The sequence below is a fragment of the Massilia varians genome (assembly GCF_027923905.1).
Lineage (GTDB): Bacteria > Pseudomonadota > Gammaproteobacteria > Burkholderiales > Burkholderiaceae_D > Telluria > Telluria varians_B.
Genome location: NZ_AP026966.1, coordinates 2,659,203 through 2,673,064 on the forward strand (window position 1 = coordinate 2,659,203; position 13,862 = coordinate 2,673,064).

The window sequence follows — 13,862 nt, forward strand, 5'->3', positions numbered from 1 at the left end:
AAGCGGCCATTTCCCATGCCATGTCGATCGATGCTGGCATTGCTCTTCGTGCTGTCGGGGAACGTTATTGCGGCAAGCAACCAAGCGGAGGAAACAATGAGCAAACTATGGTGGCCACTGGCAGTCCTGCTCGGAGTCGGGCTGCTCCTCGGAGGGCGCTGGGTGCTGGCGGCACGCGAAGCCGATGCACGCCAAGTGCAGGCCGAAGCGGCAGCGTCGAAAGCGCGCGAGCAGCTGGCAGCGGCCAGCACTGAGCAAGGACGGCGCGAGTACGTGCTCGAGGTAATCGGTTTGGGGGTCACCCTAGACAAGTACCGGCAGGGCAAGCTGTGGGAAGCCCTCCAGTCCGGTAATCCGTACACCTCACTGCGCGAGCACGATCCAAAGAAATATCCTTGGACAAGCACAGACAAGCACGGCTTGACTGGCGGCCGGGTTAACGATGCTTTACTCAATGGCGCCGGCTATTCGGTGAGCTATTGGGGTACTCCGGTCTTTAATGCGAATCCACCTGACTTCGGCAAAATTCCAGATAGCCCATTATCGCCAATTATGGGATTGGCTGCCGGGGCAGAGGGAGAGGGTATGTCGGACAGCCTGTTTGTCGCCGGCCCTCGCCGCTTCGCAGAGCGGCCTGATCGCATTCTCGAGGACGTGTTTGACTTCTTCGACGCTAACCCGGACGTGCCATATATCGTGTTGAATTCGGACGATGGGATATACACCCGAGAACTCTCGCAACCACCTGGAGCGCCACCGCTCGTCAAGGATGGTTACTACGTGCCCGAAATGCCCGACTCGGCAGCGCTGTTCATCCTAGCCCGCCGCGAACGGGTAGACCCGATCCGGCCGTTTGCCTTCGACGACATCGACGACTATCAAGTGCCCATGGAGGTGCTCAACCGCGACGGGGTCGCGCGGCGCCTCTTCCTCGGCCATCTTGAATTGTCGCAGTCGTTGCCGCGCGCAGATAAGGACGCTTACTCTCGCCCCCCAACCATCGCCGAATGGCTGGACTTCGCCGCCAAATTCAGTGTGCGCCCAGACATTCGCGGCACTGGCGCGATCAGCTTCCTCGACCGGGAGTTGAACGCCAAGCACCGGCCACCTCAGGACTGGAAGCCAACCCCATGGTTCCCCGTCCCTTGGAGCAAAACACAACTCGAGCAGTTCGACAAAATGGCCACGCTCGGCTACATCCACCGCCCGGTCTTCGTGAAGACCACCGACGAACACGGCAAGCCGCTGGCCCGGCGCGACGCGCGCCAGAAAGCGCTCCTCGAAGGTTTGCAGGAAGCCCTACGCACCTTGCCCGAGGCTGAACGGCCCAAGGCGCCAGCCCGCGTGATCGCCGCGACCAACAACCAGACCGAACAACTGGTCGCTCTTGAGGGCATGCTGCACCATTACGCTGCTCAGGGCAGCCCCGAGATCGACAGCGGCAAGCTCGACCAGTTCATCAATATTGACCGGCGCCTCGGAAACACCGGCGCCGCGACCTTGTTCATGGAGATGGCGATCGGTGTCATGGGGAGTTATCGCGCCGGCGGCCCAAGCCTGGCGGTCAACCTGCGCGACCCGCACGAGGCCACTTTCATCTTCATCAGCCCGCCCTCGGAGGAAAAGCGCAAGGCTCAGGACAAGTCACGCGGCGATGTGTTCCGGCCGATCAAATCGATGGCGGTCGATCCAGCAAACTATGCCGTGCCAGAGACCAAGTAAAACTATGTGTCTTTGGATTTCCGCTCGCATTCTAAAAGCCGGGGCATTCCTTCCATGAAAAACGTCATCCGGCTAGGCGACGCCACGTCGCACGGCGGCAAGGTGATCAGCGCCAGCGCCACCCACTTCACGGTGCAAGGGATTCCCGTGGCCTGCGTGGGGGATACATGCAGTTGTCCCATCCCTGGTCATGCGGGCTGTACGATTACAACCGGCTCTCCGCATCACAAGGTCAGCGGAAAAAGCATCGCTTTCGATGGTGACAGTCTCAGCTGTGGGGCGAAACTTATATCAAGCTTTAAACACTTCAGTACGAAAATGTAGCGCGACGTCATGCGTGACACGAGATTTTTTAAGCGTAAAAATGCGGTGTGGCTTGAACGTGCATCGTGAGAAGCGCAGCCTGTCAGACCCGTGGCAAGGCTGCCCTCATTCAGGCCCGGGGCGGATTGCGCTTGAATAGGCGCAGCTCAGCGCGCAGCAGTTCGTCGACTTGCACGCAGTCTTCCCGGAGCGTCTTGTGCTGGGCATTCATCGTTGCGCGCAGATTGGTTCGCTCCGGGCGAGTCAGGAGATCTGGAACTTCGTTTGCCTGCCTGAGATCCTCTGCCTTGCTGAGATAGGTTAGTGCATCATCAGCGATACGCTGGAGGCGCTTATGCAACGATTCTGGAAAGTAAAATTCGGAGAGATGGGCTGTACCGAGAAAGGGGAAGACGTCAGCTTCTGTGAGAAGAGGCCCGCGCTGCACTAGCGCACCATGGAAAGCCTGAAATGCTCTGTAGATATCCAAACGAGATTGATGCAAGTTTATATCGTTTGCCCGCTCAGCACTGTCGGCAGAGCGATCAGCCGCCACGCGTGAGTCGTGCGCGATAAAGGCTGCGACGAAGGAAACTATGAACGCAAGACCTGCGAATATGGCGGAAAAAACACTAGGCGCATCCACAGATGGTCCTTAACGAAAAAAAAGGAGCGCGTCTAGGCGGCAGACGAGCGGTCAAGGGAATCTCTGTCGGACGAGTATAGAAGCCGAGTGAATACCGGCTGTCAGAGGCTGGGTGGTGGCAACGCCAGTGGCGATTGTAGCAAATGTCGTCACGTTGGGCGGTACATTGTCAGATAAGCGAGAGCCCTAGCCAACGTGGCTAACGCTACCTGGCCGACATAATCTACATGGTGGTGGCTCCCGAGCTCGGCCGCTCCTGCGTTTCAGGCGTTGTTTCGGGTTTAAACCAATAGCTTCACGTTGTGGCGGGCGGACTTGCGCCATCAACAGTGCATGAACCCAAGCGTTCACTTGTGCCGGGACGACAACGAAGCCTGCGAGTCTTCGTGCGGCTTCGTAGAGGGTCAAGTGTGCATATTCGGAGGCGACGAGAATTCCGCCGGGTTTCCTCCTGCGAATCAACAATAGCTCAGCTTCGACCTTCTCCGCGATTTCCCGCATGTGGCGGGGCCAGTCATCGTCAAAGACGGCGTTCCGGCTTGTCGGCAGCATTTCATCGAAGAGTTCTAATTGTTGCGCCATGGTTATGTGGTTGCCCTAGTTGTGTTACCTGTTAGGCATGCTTCCTGCACGCATTCCTCAGGTGGGAGGATGAACCTCCAGAGTGCGGGATAGGTTAGATTGCCTTGTTACTTTTTGCTGTTTTCATCGTGATTCTTGGGCGGTGACTTGAAGCATTTGAGGACTAAGTAGTCACCCAAAATTTATCGTGAACCGGCTTCCAAATCCGCTCATCAAAGACTGAACTTCGTCGAGCAGATCTGCGCCGTTCGTGGCAACGAAGCGGCGCCAGAAGTGCTTGGCATGCTTCCACAGGATTTCGATTCGATTGAGCTCAGGGCTATAGGGCGGTAGATAGTACAGATACAGCCCATGTTTGGCCCATTGCCGCCGCTTCTTGTCGATCGGAGCGCCCTTGTGTATGCCGGCGTTGTCGATCAAGACGATTCGTGGAACCTCGTGCGCTTGAGCCGCGACTTGATCGAAGAATGCGATCACATCCTCACGTGTCGTCGGCCGCTGCTGCGTAGTCCAGGTCAACGAGCCATCGTGGCGCAACGCGCCGAGCACGTTCACGCGTTGCCGGTGCGCGAGCGGTGCGACGGCCTGGGTCTGGCCGATTTTCCCCCATCCGTACTGTACTGGCGGATTCGGGCCGAACCCAGATTCGTCGAAATACAGCAGTTCGCACTGCTGTTCGTGGTCGAGCCGGGACAGCGCGTCGATCACTTTGCTGGCGTGCTCGAACGCTTCTTGATTTCGCTTTTTTTTAAACTGTACCGATAGCGCTTGTACGTGAAATCCATCTCCTTAAGGTAGCGCTTGGCCGTATTTTCGCTGATTGGCACCTGGTCCTGGCTCTGCCCGACCTGGCGCAGCAGTGCACCCACAGTCCCGCCCTCAGAAACCGCCAACTCACCGAAAGCCTGCTGTTGCTGGGCGGTCCACTTTCTCGGTCGACCGGTATGACGTCCTTCGTACAACCCGGCCAGGCCAAGCTTGCTCCATCGTTGCCGCCACTGCTCGACACTATTCAAATGCACGCCGAATTCATCAGCAGTCTTCTGAAGGGTCAGGCCTTGGCTCAGGCGCACAATCCCTTGGGCTCGCATCCTCGTCCTCGGATGCGGATGAAAAACGCCCATCTCACGCAGCGTGCGCTGCTCGTGCTCGGTCAACTCTAAATGCTTCATCGCTCAACTCCTGCTGCATTGCCAGTCCGACTTTGACAGCAAAAATTGTGCGACTACTTAGGTAGCTATCGACAGTCGCTTTCGGCGCATACATAAGAGATTCTTCAATGGCGGGCTTCAGTTGATGGATGAGTCCCGGGCGAGCGGAGAATAACGCGAATTTTCTACCCCCTCCTTGTGGCCTTGCTTCTCTCTGTCCCGTGGCGAAGGGGCGCAGGTTGACTTCACATGGTTCCTTTTCATGTTTTGTCCAGAACACCAGTGGATCATCGGATTCAGGTGCGTCTACGCTGGCCAGCACCGCAGGCGTGATGCCGGCGTGCTCCTTTTGGTGATCCTTGTTGTACTCGCGGATGCTCATCTGACGTCCTCTTCGTCAATGTCCTCTTCACTGAGCTGCTGCATATAGTTCTGATGGAAATTCAGGTTCACACCCAGCCTGTCCGATACCCACTGCACGTAAAGCATGGTCGTCTCGAGGTCGACGTGCCTGAGTTGGGGCTTGATCGTCAGCTGGATGAACCCCAAAATGTCCAGGGTCAGCATTTTCAATACGGAGGGTTCAGCCTGGTTTTTGATGGCATGATCAACCAACGCTTTTTGCTCGGTCAGGTGTTTCCACAGTAGGCTGCACGCCCAGAAGTCGCGTCCCAGATGGGGTGACCAGCCACGTGGACACCCAGCACTATCGCGGGTCCAGAAATCATAGATGTTTTGCCCTGTGTAGCGTTCCCCGGTGGCCGGATTGAGGAATAAGTGGACCGCGTTCTTCCGCAAGGTCTCTGCCCCACGGGCGTTCTTGGCCTTGCGCAGTGCAATTGTCAGTGCCTTCGGCCGAACCTTTTGGCGGTACTCGTGGAGCTTGAGCGCCATCGGCATCGGCAAGAGAATATTATCCTCCGGGCCTATCTTGTCACCGTGGTCTTCGCCGTAGCTGTGCCCCTTGGTGCCGTAGCGCAGCGAGACCACTACGGCCTGATTCTCCACGGGCGCATTCCGATTGACGACGTCCCACTTGCCAGGGCTAAGTGGAAGGGTGTCGACCCGCCACGCCGCAGCCTCTGCCCGGCGCACGGCTGTTTCGAGAATATGTTCTGCAATAAGGCCCTCGACTGGGCATATATCGCGCACTCGCGCCAGCCACGCGCCGATTTCCTTATCATCCGGAAAACCAAGCCGACGCTTGCTTTCCTTGGCTTTCCCCCGCCTGGCTTCCACAGTTTTGGTGGTGCGAGCACCACTGCTGTGCGGACTTTCAACGACCAACGTCCGCCTCACTTTGGGAATGCGAAATGGTCCGCGCAGCCCCTTATCCACCGCCCAAAGTAAAAACATGCACGCAAGATCAACACGCGAGTTGATCGTTTTGCCCTTGAGTCCGACGTTGTCCCGCGACCAGCTCCCAGAGGTCATTTCCCCTTGGTAGCTTTGGATCAAATCGATGTGGTAATTAGCCTTGAGAGGATCTTTGCCCCGGACGTGGCAATACTCAAGATAGTTCTTCAGCCAGTGCGCGTAGTTGCGCATGGTGGTTTCGGTCGGCTGCAGAGGCAATGCATCCTCAGTACCGCGCGTCCCTACATTCCATTCGCCCAAGCCGATGTCAATAAGAAATTGGTTGGCCATCCGGTGATAGCCTGGTCGGTGGTCCATGATGAATGGGAAAGCGGCCACCCGCCCAAAACCCTTCTCGTCGAGGAATCCATCAGTTGCATAGGCCACCCGATATGGGAAGCCAGTCCTGCGCTTCGGAGTCATATAAGCTCACATTTCGGCCGGAAAAATCACGCGATATCGATGTACTATCGTGTGATTCGCCGTTTCCATATAAGTTCATACGAAACCAAATCTTCTTTTAAATGCAGCGTTAATTAGCCTTCCCTATAGCGTACACCTCGTCGGAGAGCACCAGGATGTCGGTCCCGGCCACGATGGCGGCCAGCGCGTCCAGGTCGGCAGGACGCAGGATCGAACCGGTCGGGTTGTGCGGCGAGTTCACGACGATCATGCGGGTGCGCGGCGTGACCGCGGCGGCAAGCAGTTCCCAGGGCACGCTGTAGCCCTCGCCGTCGAGGCGCATCGGCACCGGCACCGGCACGCCGCCGGCGAGCGCGATCGCAGGCAGGTAGCAGTCGTAGGCCGGCTCGATGACGATCACTTCGTCGCCCGGATGCACGCTGCACAGGATCGCCGATTGGATCGCCTGCGAGGCGCCGTTGGTGACCGTGATCTCGCTGGCCTCGTCGTAGCAGCGCCCGTACAGGCGCTCGAGCTTGGCCGCGATCGCCGCGCGCAGGAGAGGGATGCCGCTCATCGGCGCATACTGGTTGTGGCCGGCGCGCATGGCCTCGTTCACCAGGTCGAGCAGCTGCGGGTCGCAGTCGAAATCCGGGAAGCCCTGGCCCAGGTTGACCGCGCCGGCCTCCTGTGCGAGCTGCGACATCTGGGTAAAGACGGTGGTGACCACGCTGGGCAGGCGGCTCGGCAAGGCGGGAGTGCTCATGATGGCGGGGAAAATGGCGACGCTGTCATTCTACGATGCTTGCCGGCCGCGCCTTGAGCCAGGCCTCGGGCTGCATGATGCTAAACAGGCCTTCGCGCGCGGTGCGGCGGCCCAGCTTGAGCAGGGCCTTGTCCTTGGTGACCAGCACCTCGGCCTCGGCGTCGCGTGCGATCTCCAGGAATTTCTGGTCGTCGCGGTCGGTGCACACCGGCAGGCGCACGTGCTTGGCATCGGGCGCCACCACCCGCAGCAGGGCGTCGAAGCGCTGCGCCGCCTCGGCACGGCTGCCCTCGTCGAGCGGCAGGTGCGGGTACTTCAGCACGGCGAGATATTCGTCGCGGCAATCCGCGCGCGTCACGGCGACCAGTTCGCCCGACTCCAGCGCCGCCAGCAGGGGCAGGAAGCGCGGGTCGCGGAACACGAACAGGTCGAGGCAGACGTTGGTGTCGATGACGATGGGTTTCGGTGGAACGGGTATCATGTGGGAAATTTTTTTAGTAATGCAATGTAAACCGATGCTGATTGTCCTGTCGCCCGCCAAATCCCTCGACCTCGAATCCCCAAGCACCACCGAGCAAGCCACCACCCCGGATTTCATCCCGCACGCCGCCGAACTGGTCCAGGTGTTGCGTGCCTATTCGCCCGGCCAGATCGCCGAACTGATGGACCTGTCGGACAGCCTGGCCATGCTCAACGTGTCGCGCTACGCACACTGGAGCGAAGACCATGCCGAGGCGCGCCAGGCCCTCATGTCCTTTAACGGCGACGTCTATGCGGGGCTCGATGCGCGCTCGCTGCAGGCCGGAGAGATCGACTACGCCCAGCGCCACCTGCGCATCCTGTCGGGCCTGTATGGCCTGCTGCGCCCGCTGGACCGCATGCATCCGTATCGCCTGGAAATGGGCACGCGCCTGAAGAACCCGCGCGGCAGCAATCTCTACGCCTTCTGGGGCGAGCGCGTGACGCAGGCGCTCAACGCGCAGGTTGCGGCAACGAAGGCGGAGGCGCTGGTCAACCTGGCGTCGGAAGAGTACTTCAAGTCGGTCAAGCCCAAGCTGCTGGACGTGCCGGTGATCACCCCGGTGTTCGAGGACTGGAAGAACGGCAAGTACAAGATCATCTCGTTCTTCGCCAAGCGCGCGCGCGGCCTGATGGCGCGTTATGCGGCGCAGCACGGCATTCTCGATGCGCAGCAGCTCAAGGATTTCGACGTCGACGGCTACGCCTTCGATGCCGCAAGCTCGAGCGAGCACACCTGGGTGTTCCGCCGCAAGCAGGCGGCCTGAACGGGCAGGGCGCGGCGGCGGCCGCGGGGGCGGCCGGCCGCGCCTGCCTGCTTACTGCAGCGCGTCTTTCGGCGCGACCTTCGGGCCCGATTTCGACCAGAAGCGCCACCACGGCGCATCGCCGGCGGCGTTCGGATTCAGGAAGCGGCTGTTCGGGTAGTTCAGCACCAGCACGCGCTGGGTGTCGTCGCGCAGCACCGGCATGCCGAGCTTGTCGTAGGAGCGCATCATGAGGAACAGGGCTTCCTCGCGGGCCGGCGCGTCGCTGTATTCCTGCACGGCGAGTTGGGCGCGGTTGAGCGCCGCCAGGAAGGCGCCGCGGCGGAAGTAGTAGTTCGCCACGTGCACTTCGTACTGGGCCATGGCGCCCACCAGGTAGTTCATGCGCGCGATCGAGTCTTCGCGGTACTTACTGTTCGGGAACTTGTCGACCAGGGCCTTGAAGGCCGCGAAGGCTTCGCGGGTGGCTTTCGGATCGCGCTCGGTCGGGTCCTGCGCGTAGATGAAGCTCAGGAAGCCGATCTGGTCGTTGAAGTTGATCAGGCCACGCAGGTAATACATATAGTCGACCTGGGCGTGGTTCGGGTGCAGCTTGATGAAGCGCTCGACCGCGGCCAGCGCCTCGGCCTGGTCACCCGCCTTGTAATGGGCGTACGCAATTTCCATCTGCGCTTGCGCAGCATAGGTGCCGAACGGGTAGTTCGATTCGAGCTGCTGGAACAGCTTGATGGCCGATTCATAGTGGCCGCCGTTCATCTCATCGCGTGCCTCAGCGTATAATTTCTCCGCTGTCAGATTTTTGGCCTTGTCGTCCGCCTTCGGCAAGATGTTGCAGGCGGACAGACTGAGGGCGCAAGCGACGACCAACACAGACAATTTTTTTTGCATAGCTCTTTGCAAGAAAGTTTTACCTAGATTCAACGAACGGCTGATTATAGCCGATGGGACTCACGTGATATTAACTCCTGCGCCGAATTCGGCGGAAATGCCATTAGACTCTGACCTCGACGATGAGGTGGGGTTCGAACTCCCCGCCGGTCCGGACCTGTCTCCGATCACCCTGCACTTGAACCCCGAGGTCTGCGGCCAGCGCCTCGACAAGGTGATCGCCGGCCTGGTGCCGCAGTTCTCGCGCAGCCGCCTGCAGCTCTGGTTCGAAGGCGGCTTCGTCAAGGTCGACGGCAAGCCGGCGCGCGGCAAGGACACCGCCTACGGCGACGAAACCGTGCTCATCGAACCGCAGGCCGCGCCGGAAGACACGGCATTCGCGCCCGAACCGATCGCGCTGGACATCGTCCATGAGGACGAGGACATCATCGTCATCAACAAGCCGGCCGGCCTGGTGGTGCACCCGGGCGCCGGCAACTGGTCGGGCACGCTGCTCAACGGTTTGCTGCACCATTGCCCGCAACTGGTGGGCGTGCCGCGTGCCGGCATCGTGCACCGCCTTGACAAGGATACCAGCGGCCTGATGGTGGTCGGCAAGACCTTGGCGGCCCAGACCGACCTGGTGCGCCAGCTGCAGGCGCGCAGCGTCAAGCGCGAATATTTTGCGCTGGTGTGGGGCACGCCGCAATTGTCCGGCACCGTCAACGCGGCGATGGGCCGCCACCCGCGCGACCGCGTCAAGATGGCGGTGTCGACCGGGATGTTCGGCAAGCCGGCGATCACCCATTACCAGCGCGTTGCCGTGGGCAGCCTGGACCGCCGCCCGGTCAGCCTGGTGCGCTGCAGCCTGGAGACCGGACGCACCCACCAGATCCGCGTCCACATGCAGCACCTGGGCTTCGCGCTGGTGGGCGACGCGGTCTACGGCAAGCAGCACCTGGTGCCGGTGTTCCACCGCCAGGCGCTACAGGCGCGCCGCCTCGGCCTGGTGCATCCCGGCAGCGGCGAAGCCTGCGAATGGACGGTGCCGCTGGCCGCCGACTTCGCCGAGCTGATCGCGAAGGCCGGCATCGAGGAGCCGGGCGACGACGACAGCGGCGCCGAAGCGTGATGGAGCGCTCCGCGCTGGTATGGCCGGACTGGCCCGATCTGCCGCCGAACGTGGGCGCGCTGGCGACCAGCCGCGACGGCGGCGTGAGCCAGGGCCCCTACGGCGACGGCAAGGGCGGCGGCGGTCTCAACCTGGGCATGCACTGCGGCGACGATCCGGACGCCGTGCGCGCCAACCGCGAGCGCCTGGAGGCCTGGCTGCCGGGCCGTCCGGCCTGGATCGCGCAGGTGCATGGCGCCGAGGTGGTCGATGCCTGCACGGTGGGCGTGAACCAGCCGGTGCGCACCGGCGACGCCAGCGTCACGGCCGAGCCGGGCGTGGTGTGCGCCATCCTCACCGCCGACTGCCTGCCGGTGCTGTTTGCCGACCTCGAGGGCAAGGTGGTGGGCGCGGCCCACGCGGGCTGGCGCGGGCTGGCCGCCGGCGTGCTGGGCGAGACGGTGCGCGCGATGCGCGCTTCCGGCGCAGGCGAGATCACCGCCTGGATGGGGCCGGCGATCGGCCCGCAGGCTTTCGAAGTGGGCGAGGACGTGCGCGAGGCCTTCCTTGCCGCCATGCCGGGCGACGCCACGCAGGCGGCGTTCAGGCCAAAATTTGACCAACCGGTAAAATATTTGGCCGACATGTTCGCGCTGGCGCGCCTGATGCTGGCGCTTGACGGCGTGACCCGCGTCCATGGCGGGGGCATGTGCACCTCCGGCGCGCCCCAGCGCTTTTATTCGTATCGCCGTGACCGCGTCACCGGCCGCCAGGCCAGCTTGATCTGGCTCAAGTAAGCAGGATGGCGCAAGCCCACAATGCTCAATCGCCGCCGCCCGGCGCCTCGCCCGGGGGCGCTGCCGCGTTGCTCCTGGCCTGCGCTTCGCGCCGCGCGCGCCGCCGTTTTGACCCTGTGAGATAAAAAACAATGGATAATGGCAGGGCGCAATAGAACAGGAACGTCATCACGCCGTGCACCACGGTCGGTTCGGTCGCCGCCATCAGGGCGACGACATAAATCCAGGCAACGGCGACGATCCACATGAGCTTTCCCAAGGTTTTTATTCTGTACCCCGATTCTAAACAACGGACGCCGACATGAACATGCCTGACCCCCAAGCTTTCGCCGCCTCCTGGATGAGCCAGTTCACCGACCCGAGCGTGTGGCAGGGCTGGATGACGATGCCGGCCATGACCCCGCCCGCCGCCGGCGCCAACCCGCTGGCGGGCGTGCTGAAGGATTTCGGCGTCGGCATCGCCCCGGCAAAGCTGGACGGCCTGCGTGACGACTACCTGAAAAAGGCTGGCCAGTTGTGGCAGGATTTTGTCAGCGGCAAGACCCCCGAGATCCACGACAAGCGCTTTTCCAGCTCCGAATGGCGCGACAACCCGATGTCGGCCTTTTCGGCCGCCTCCTACCTGTTGAACTCGGCATTCATGCTGGCCCTGGCCGACGCCGTCGAGGCCGGCCCGCGCGAGCGCCAGAAGATCCGCTTCGCGGTCCAGCAGATGGTTGATGCCATGTCGCCGGCCAACTTCTTCGCCACCAACCCGGAGGCGCAGAAGAAGCTGATCGAGACCAAGGGCGAGAGCCTCACCAAGGGCCTGGCGAATATGCTGGCCGACATGCAGAAGGGCCGCATCTCGCAGTCCGACGAATCGGCCTTCGAGGTCGGCCGCAACGTCGGCACCGCGCCGGGCCAGGTGGTGTTCGAGAACGAGCTCTTCCAGCTGATCCAGTACACGCCGGCCACGCCGAGCGTGAAGGCGGTGCCGCTCCTGATGATCCCGCCGTGCATCAACAAGTTCTACATCCTCGACCTGCAGCCGGAGAATTCGCTGGTGCGCTATGTCGTGGAGCAGGGCAATACGGTGTTCATGGTGTCCTGGCGTAACCCGGACCGCGATCTGGCCAAGCTGCGCTGGGACGACTACGTCGAGACGGGCGCGATCAAGGCGATCGAGGTGGTGCGCGAGATCAGCGGGCAGGACAAGACCCATGTGTTCGGATTCTGCGTGGGCGGCACCATCGCCGCCACCGCATTGGCGGTGCTGGCCGCGCGCGGCCAGCAGCCGGCCGCCAGCCTGTCGCTGCTGACCACGCTGCTCGACTTCCAGGACACCGGCGTGCTGGAAGTCTTCGTGGACGAGGCCCAGGTCAGCTTGCGCGAACAGACCCTGGGCGGCGGCGGCCTGATGCCGGGCCGCGACCTGGCCACCACCTTCTCGGCCCTGCGGCCGAACGACCTGGTGTGGAATTACGTCCAGCAGAACTACCTCAAGGGCAAGGAGCCGCCGGCCTTCGACCTGCTGTACTGGAACGCCGACAGCACCAATCTGCCGGGCCCGATGTTCTGCTGGTACCTGCGCAACACCTACCTCGAGAACAAGCTGAAAACGCCGGGCGCCCTGAGCGTGTGCGGCGTGCCCGTGGATCTGGGCAAGATCGACTGCCCGGTATTCCTGTACGGCTCGAAGGAAGACCACATCGTGCCCTGGGAAGCCGCGTTCGCCTCGATGAACCTGCTCAATCCCAGGAATCCGAAGGCGAACCGCTACGTGCTGGGCGCTTCGGGCCACATTGCGGGCGTGATCAATCCGGCATCCAAGAACAAGCGCAGCTACTGGATCAACGACAAGACCGGCAAGGCGCGCCCGAAGACGGCTGAGGCTTGGTTTGCCGGGGCGCTTGAACACAAGGGCAGCTGGTGGCCGGAATGGGCCAGCTTCCTGGCGCAGCACGGCGGGGCCGACGTACCGGCCCCGGATGCGTTCGGGAACGAGCGCCACCGGCCGATCGAGGCGGCGCCGGGGCGCTACGTCAAGGCCCGCGCGGACTGATGGCCTGGCGCGGCGGGCGAATTTTCGCCCGCCGTGCATATCAAAATAATCACGGACGTTTGTAGTCTAATAATTGCTGCACCTGCGCGCGGGTCGTGGTATGGTGTGGCCTTGTCCGTCCCGCAAGGCAATAAAGCTGCTTTGCGGAACTGGCCGCAGGCCGGGTTTTCTGGTTACCAATCAAGAAAAAATAGCGTGCGGCCGATGCTGCCGCAACGCACAATGAGAGACATGAGATGAGCAGTGTGAAAAAAAGTACTGAACGCCTGATCAAGAAATACCCGAACCGCCGTCTGTACGATACCCAGACCAGTTCCTATATCACCCTGACCGACGTGAAGCAACTGGTGCTCGACGCCGACGAGTTCACCGTCGTCGATGCCAAGACCAACGAAGACCTGACCCGCAGCATCCTGCTCCAGATCATCCTGGAAGAAGAGGCCAACGGCATCCCGATGTTCTCGAGCTCGGTCCTGGCCCAGATCATCCGCTACTACGGCCACGCGATGCAGGGCATGATGGGCTCCTACCTGGAAAAGAACGTGCAGGCCTTCACCGACATCCAGAACAAGTTCACCAGCAATGCCGCCGGCGCCCTCGAAGGCAAGCCCTTCAGCCCGGAGATGTGGACCCAGTTCATGAACGTCCAGGGCCCGATGATGCAGGGCATGATGAACAACTACATCGATCAGTCGAAGAACCTGTTCCTGCAGATGCAGGAGCAGATGCAGAGCCAGAGCAAGGCGATGTTCGGCGCCTTCCCGTTTCCGGGCATGACGCCGCCGAACGACAAGAAGTAATCAACAAGTCGCCGATTCGACACATCCGC

General features: G+C 61.5%; 15 protein-coding genes and 1 pseudogene. 7 read left to right on the plus strand and 9 right to left on the minus strand.

What is annotated here, in order from left to right:
• Nucleotides 1-30 precede the first annotated feature (30 nt).
• On the plus strand, nucleotides 31-1,722 hold the full coding sequence (locus MasN3_RS12070) for a type VI lipase adapter Tla3 domain-containing protein (protein WP_281914321.1): 1,692 nt from the start codon (nucleotides 31-33) through the stop codon (nucleotides 1,720-1,722).
• Nucleotides 1,723-1,776: 54 nt separating this feature from the next.
• Entirely contained in the window at nucleotides 1,777-2,046 is a 270-nt protein-coding gene (locus MasN3_RS12075) for a PAAR domain-containing protein (RefSeq protein WP_281914322.1), read from the plus strand.
• A 109-nt stretch (nucleotides 2,047-2,155) separates the two neighbouring features.
• Here MasN3_RS12075 and MasN3_RS12080 read toward each other — a convergent pair whose 3' ends face one another.
• From MasN3_RS12080 to MasN3_RS12110, 7 genes and pseudogenes are all read right to left on the minus strand, one after another.
• The gene (locus MasN3_RS12080) at nucleotides 2,156-2,671 is read right to left on the minus strand and encodes a hypothetical protein (RefSeq protein ID WP_281914324.1); all 516 of its coding nucleotides are present in this window, start codon (nucleotides 2,669-2,671) and stop codon (nucleotides 2,156-2,158) included.
• 753 nt (nucleotides 2,672-3,424) lie between these two features.
• Nucleotides 3,425-3,961 carry an IS630 family transposase gene (locus tag MasN3_RS12085; protein WP_281914325.1) on the minus strand — a complete coding sequence of 179 codons (537 nt, stop codon included), beginning with the start codon at nucleotides 3,959-3,961 and terminating at the stop codon, nucleotides 3,425-3,427.
• Nucleotides 3,958-4,425 carry a helix-turn-helix domain-containing protein gene (locus MasN3_RS12090; protein WP_281914326.1) on the minus strand — a complete coding sequence of 156 codons (468 nt, stop codon included), beginning with the start codon at nucleotides 4,423-4,425 and terminating at the stop codon, nucleotides 3,958-3,960. The genes MasN3_RS12085 and MasN3_RS12090 overlap by 4 nt, the downstream gene beginning before the upstream one ends.
• Nucleotides 4,379-4,786, minus strand: a complete 408-nt coding sequence (locus tag MasN3_RS12095; protein WP_281914327.1) for a hypothetical protein — start codon at nucleotides 4,784-4,786, stop codon at nucleotides 4,379-4,381. Before MasN3_RS12095 ends, MasN3_RS12090 begins: the two co-directional genes overlap by 47 nt.
• Complete coding sequence (locus tag MasN3_RS12100; RefSeq protein ID WP_281914328.1) at nucleotides 4,783-6,183, minus strand: hypothetical protein; 1,401 nt, start codon at nucleotides 6,181-6,183, stop codon at nucleotides 4,783-4,785. The genes MasN3_RS12095 and MasN3_RS12100 overlap by 4 nt, the downstream gene beginning before the upstream one ends.
• Before the next feature lie 130 nt (nucleotides 6,184-6,313).
• Nucleotides 6,314-6,928: pseudogene (locus MasN3_RS12105) on the minus strand (aminotransferase class I/II-fold pyridoxal phosphate-dependent enzyme); the annotation flags it as partial.
• Between the two features lie 25 nt (nucleotides 6,929-6,953).
• Nucleotides 6,954-7,409, minus strand: a complete 456-nt coding sequence (locus tag MasN3_RS12110; RefSeq protein ID WP_281914329.1) for a putative toxin-antitoxin system toxin component, PIN family — start codon at nucleotides 7,407-7,409, stop codon at nucleotides 6,954-6,956.
• Nucleotides 7,410-7,443: 34 nt separating this feature from the next.
• Here MasN3_RS12110 and yaaA point away from each other — a divergent pair, with 34 nt between their 5' ends.
• Nucleotides 7,444-8,214: a peroxide stress protein YaaA gene (yaaA, locus tag MasN3_RS12115; RefSeq protein ID WP_281914331.1), complete on the plus strand. Its 771-nt coding sequence runs from the start codon at nucleotides 7,444-7,446 to the stop codon at nucleotides 8,212-8,214.
• 51 nt (nucleotides 8,215-8,265) lie between these two features.
• Here yaaA and MasN3_RS12120 read toward each other — a convergent pair whose 3' ends face one another.
• On the minus strand, nucleotides 8,266-9,102 hold the full coding sequence (locus MasN3_RS12120) for an outer membrane protein assembly factor BamD (protein WP_281914332.1): 837 nt from the start codon (nucleotides 9,100-9,102) through the stop codon (nucleotides 8,266-8,268).
• A gap of 97 nt (nucleotides 9,103-9,199) precedes the next feature.
• Between MasN3_RS12120 and MasN3_RS12125 the strand changes: the two genes are divergently transcribed.
• Together MasN3_RS12125 and pgeF are read left to right on the plus strand one after the other, a co-directional pair.
• Nucleotides 9,200-10,213 (plus strand): RluA family pseudouridine synthase, encoded by a 1,014-nt coding sequence (locus MasN3_RS12125; RefSeq protein WP_281914342.1) that lies wholly within the window; start codon nucleotides 9,200-9,202, stop codon nucleotides 10,211-10,213.
• Nucleotides 10,213-10,989: a peptidoglycan editing factor PgeF gene (gene pgeF, locus MasN3_RS12130; protein ID WP_281914343.1), complete on the plus strand. Its 777-nt coding sequence runs from the start codon at nucleotides 10,213-10,215 to the stop codon at nucleotides 10,987-10,989. The genes MasN3_RS12125 and pgeF overlap by 1 nt, the downstream gene beginning before the upstream one ends.
• 25 nt (nucleotides 10,990-11,014) lie before the next feature.
• Here the strand turns inward: pgeF and MasN3_RS12135 are convergent, their stop codons facing one another.
• Nucleotides 11,015-11,236: a hypothetical protein gene (locus tag MasN3_RS12135; protein WP_281914344.1), complete on the minus strand. Its 222-nt coding sequence runs from the start codon at nucleotides 11,234-11,236 to the stop codon at nucleotides 11,015-11,017.
• A 54-nt stretch (nucleotides 11,237-11,290) separates the two neighbouring features.
• On the opposite strand from MasN3_RS12135, the gene phaC reads away from it, so the two are divergent.
• Both phaC and phaR read left to right on the plus strand, forming a co-directional pair.
• Nucleotides 11,291-13,033 carry a class I poly(R)-hydroxyalkanoic acid synthase gene (gene phaC, locus MasN3_RS12140; RefSeq protein WP_281914345.1) on the plus strand — a complete coding sequence of 581 codons (1,743 nt, stop codon included), beginning with the start codon at nucleotides 11,291-11,293 and terminating at the stop codon, nucleotides 13,031-13,033.
• A gap of 236 nt (nucleotides 13,034-13,269) precedes the next feature.
• On the plus strand, nucleotides 13,270-13,833 hold the full coding sequence (gene phaR / locus MasN3_RS12145; protein ID WP_281914347.1) for a polyhydroxyalkanoate synthesis repressor PhaR: 564 nt from the start codon (nucleotides 13,270-13,272) through the stop codon (nucleotides 13,831-13,833).
• Nucleotides 13,834-13,862: the final 29 nt, after the last annotated feature.

Bases quoted from the DNA above. Each gene is read 5' to 3' on its own strand.
- MasN3_RS12070 (WP_281914321.1), top strand. From the start codon at position 31: ATGCTGGCATTGCTCTTCGTGCTGTCGGGGAACGTTATTGCGGCAAGC.
- MasN3_RS12075 (WP_281914322.1), top strand. From the start codon at position 1,777: ATGAAAAACGTCATCCGGCTAGGCGACGCCACGTCGCACGGCGGCAAG.
- MasN3_RS12090 (WP_281914326.1), bottom strand. From the start codon at position 4,425: ATGAAGCATTTAGAGTTGACCGAGCACGAGCAGCGCACGCTGCGTGAG.
- MasN3_RS12095 (WP_281914327.1), bottom strand. From the start codon at position 4,786: ATGAGCATCCGCGAGTACAACAAGGATCACCAAAAGGAGCACGCCGGC.
- MasN3_RS12100 (WP_281914328.1), bottom strand. From the start codon at position 6,183: ATGACTCCGAAGCGCAGGACTGGCTTCCCATATCGGGTGGCCTATGCA.
- MasN3_RS12110 (WP_281914329.1), bottom strand. From the start codon at position 7,409: ATGATACCCGTTCCACCGAAACCCATCGTCATCGACACCAACGTCTGC.
- yaaA (WP_281914331.1), top strand. From the start codon at position 7,444: ATGCTGATTGTCCTGTCGCCCGCCAAATCCCTCGACCTCGAATCCCCA.
- MasN3_RS12120 (WP_281914332.1), bottom strand. From the start codon at position 9,102: ATGCAAAAAAAATTGTCTGTGTTGGTCGTCGCTTGCGCCCTCAGTCTG.
- MasN3_RS12125 (WP_281914342.1), top strand. From the start codon at position 9,200: ATGCCATTAGACTCTGACCTCGACGATGAGGTGGGGTTCGAACTCCCC.
- pgeF (WP_281914343.1), top strand. From the start codon at position 10,213: ATGGAGCGCTCCGCGCTGGTATGGCCGGACTGGCCCGATCTGCCGCCG.
- MasN3_RS12135 (WP_281914344.1), bottom strand. From the start codon at position 11,236: ATGTGGATCGTCGCCGTTGCCTGGATTTATGTCGTCGCCCTGATGGCG.
- phaC (WP_281914345.1), top strand. From the start codon at position 11,291: ATGAACATGCCTGACCCCCAAGCTTTCGCCGCCTCCTGGATGAGCCAG.
- phaR (WP_281914347.1), top strand. From the start codon at position 13,270: ATGAGCAGTGTGAAAAAAAGTACTGAACGCCTGATCAAGAAATACCCG.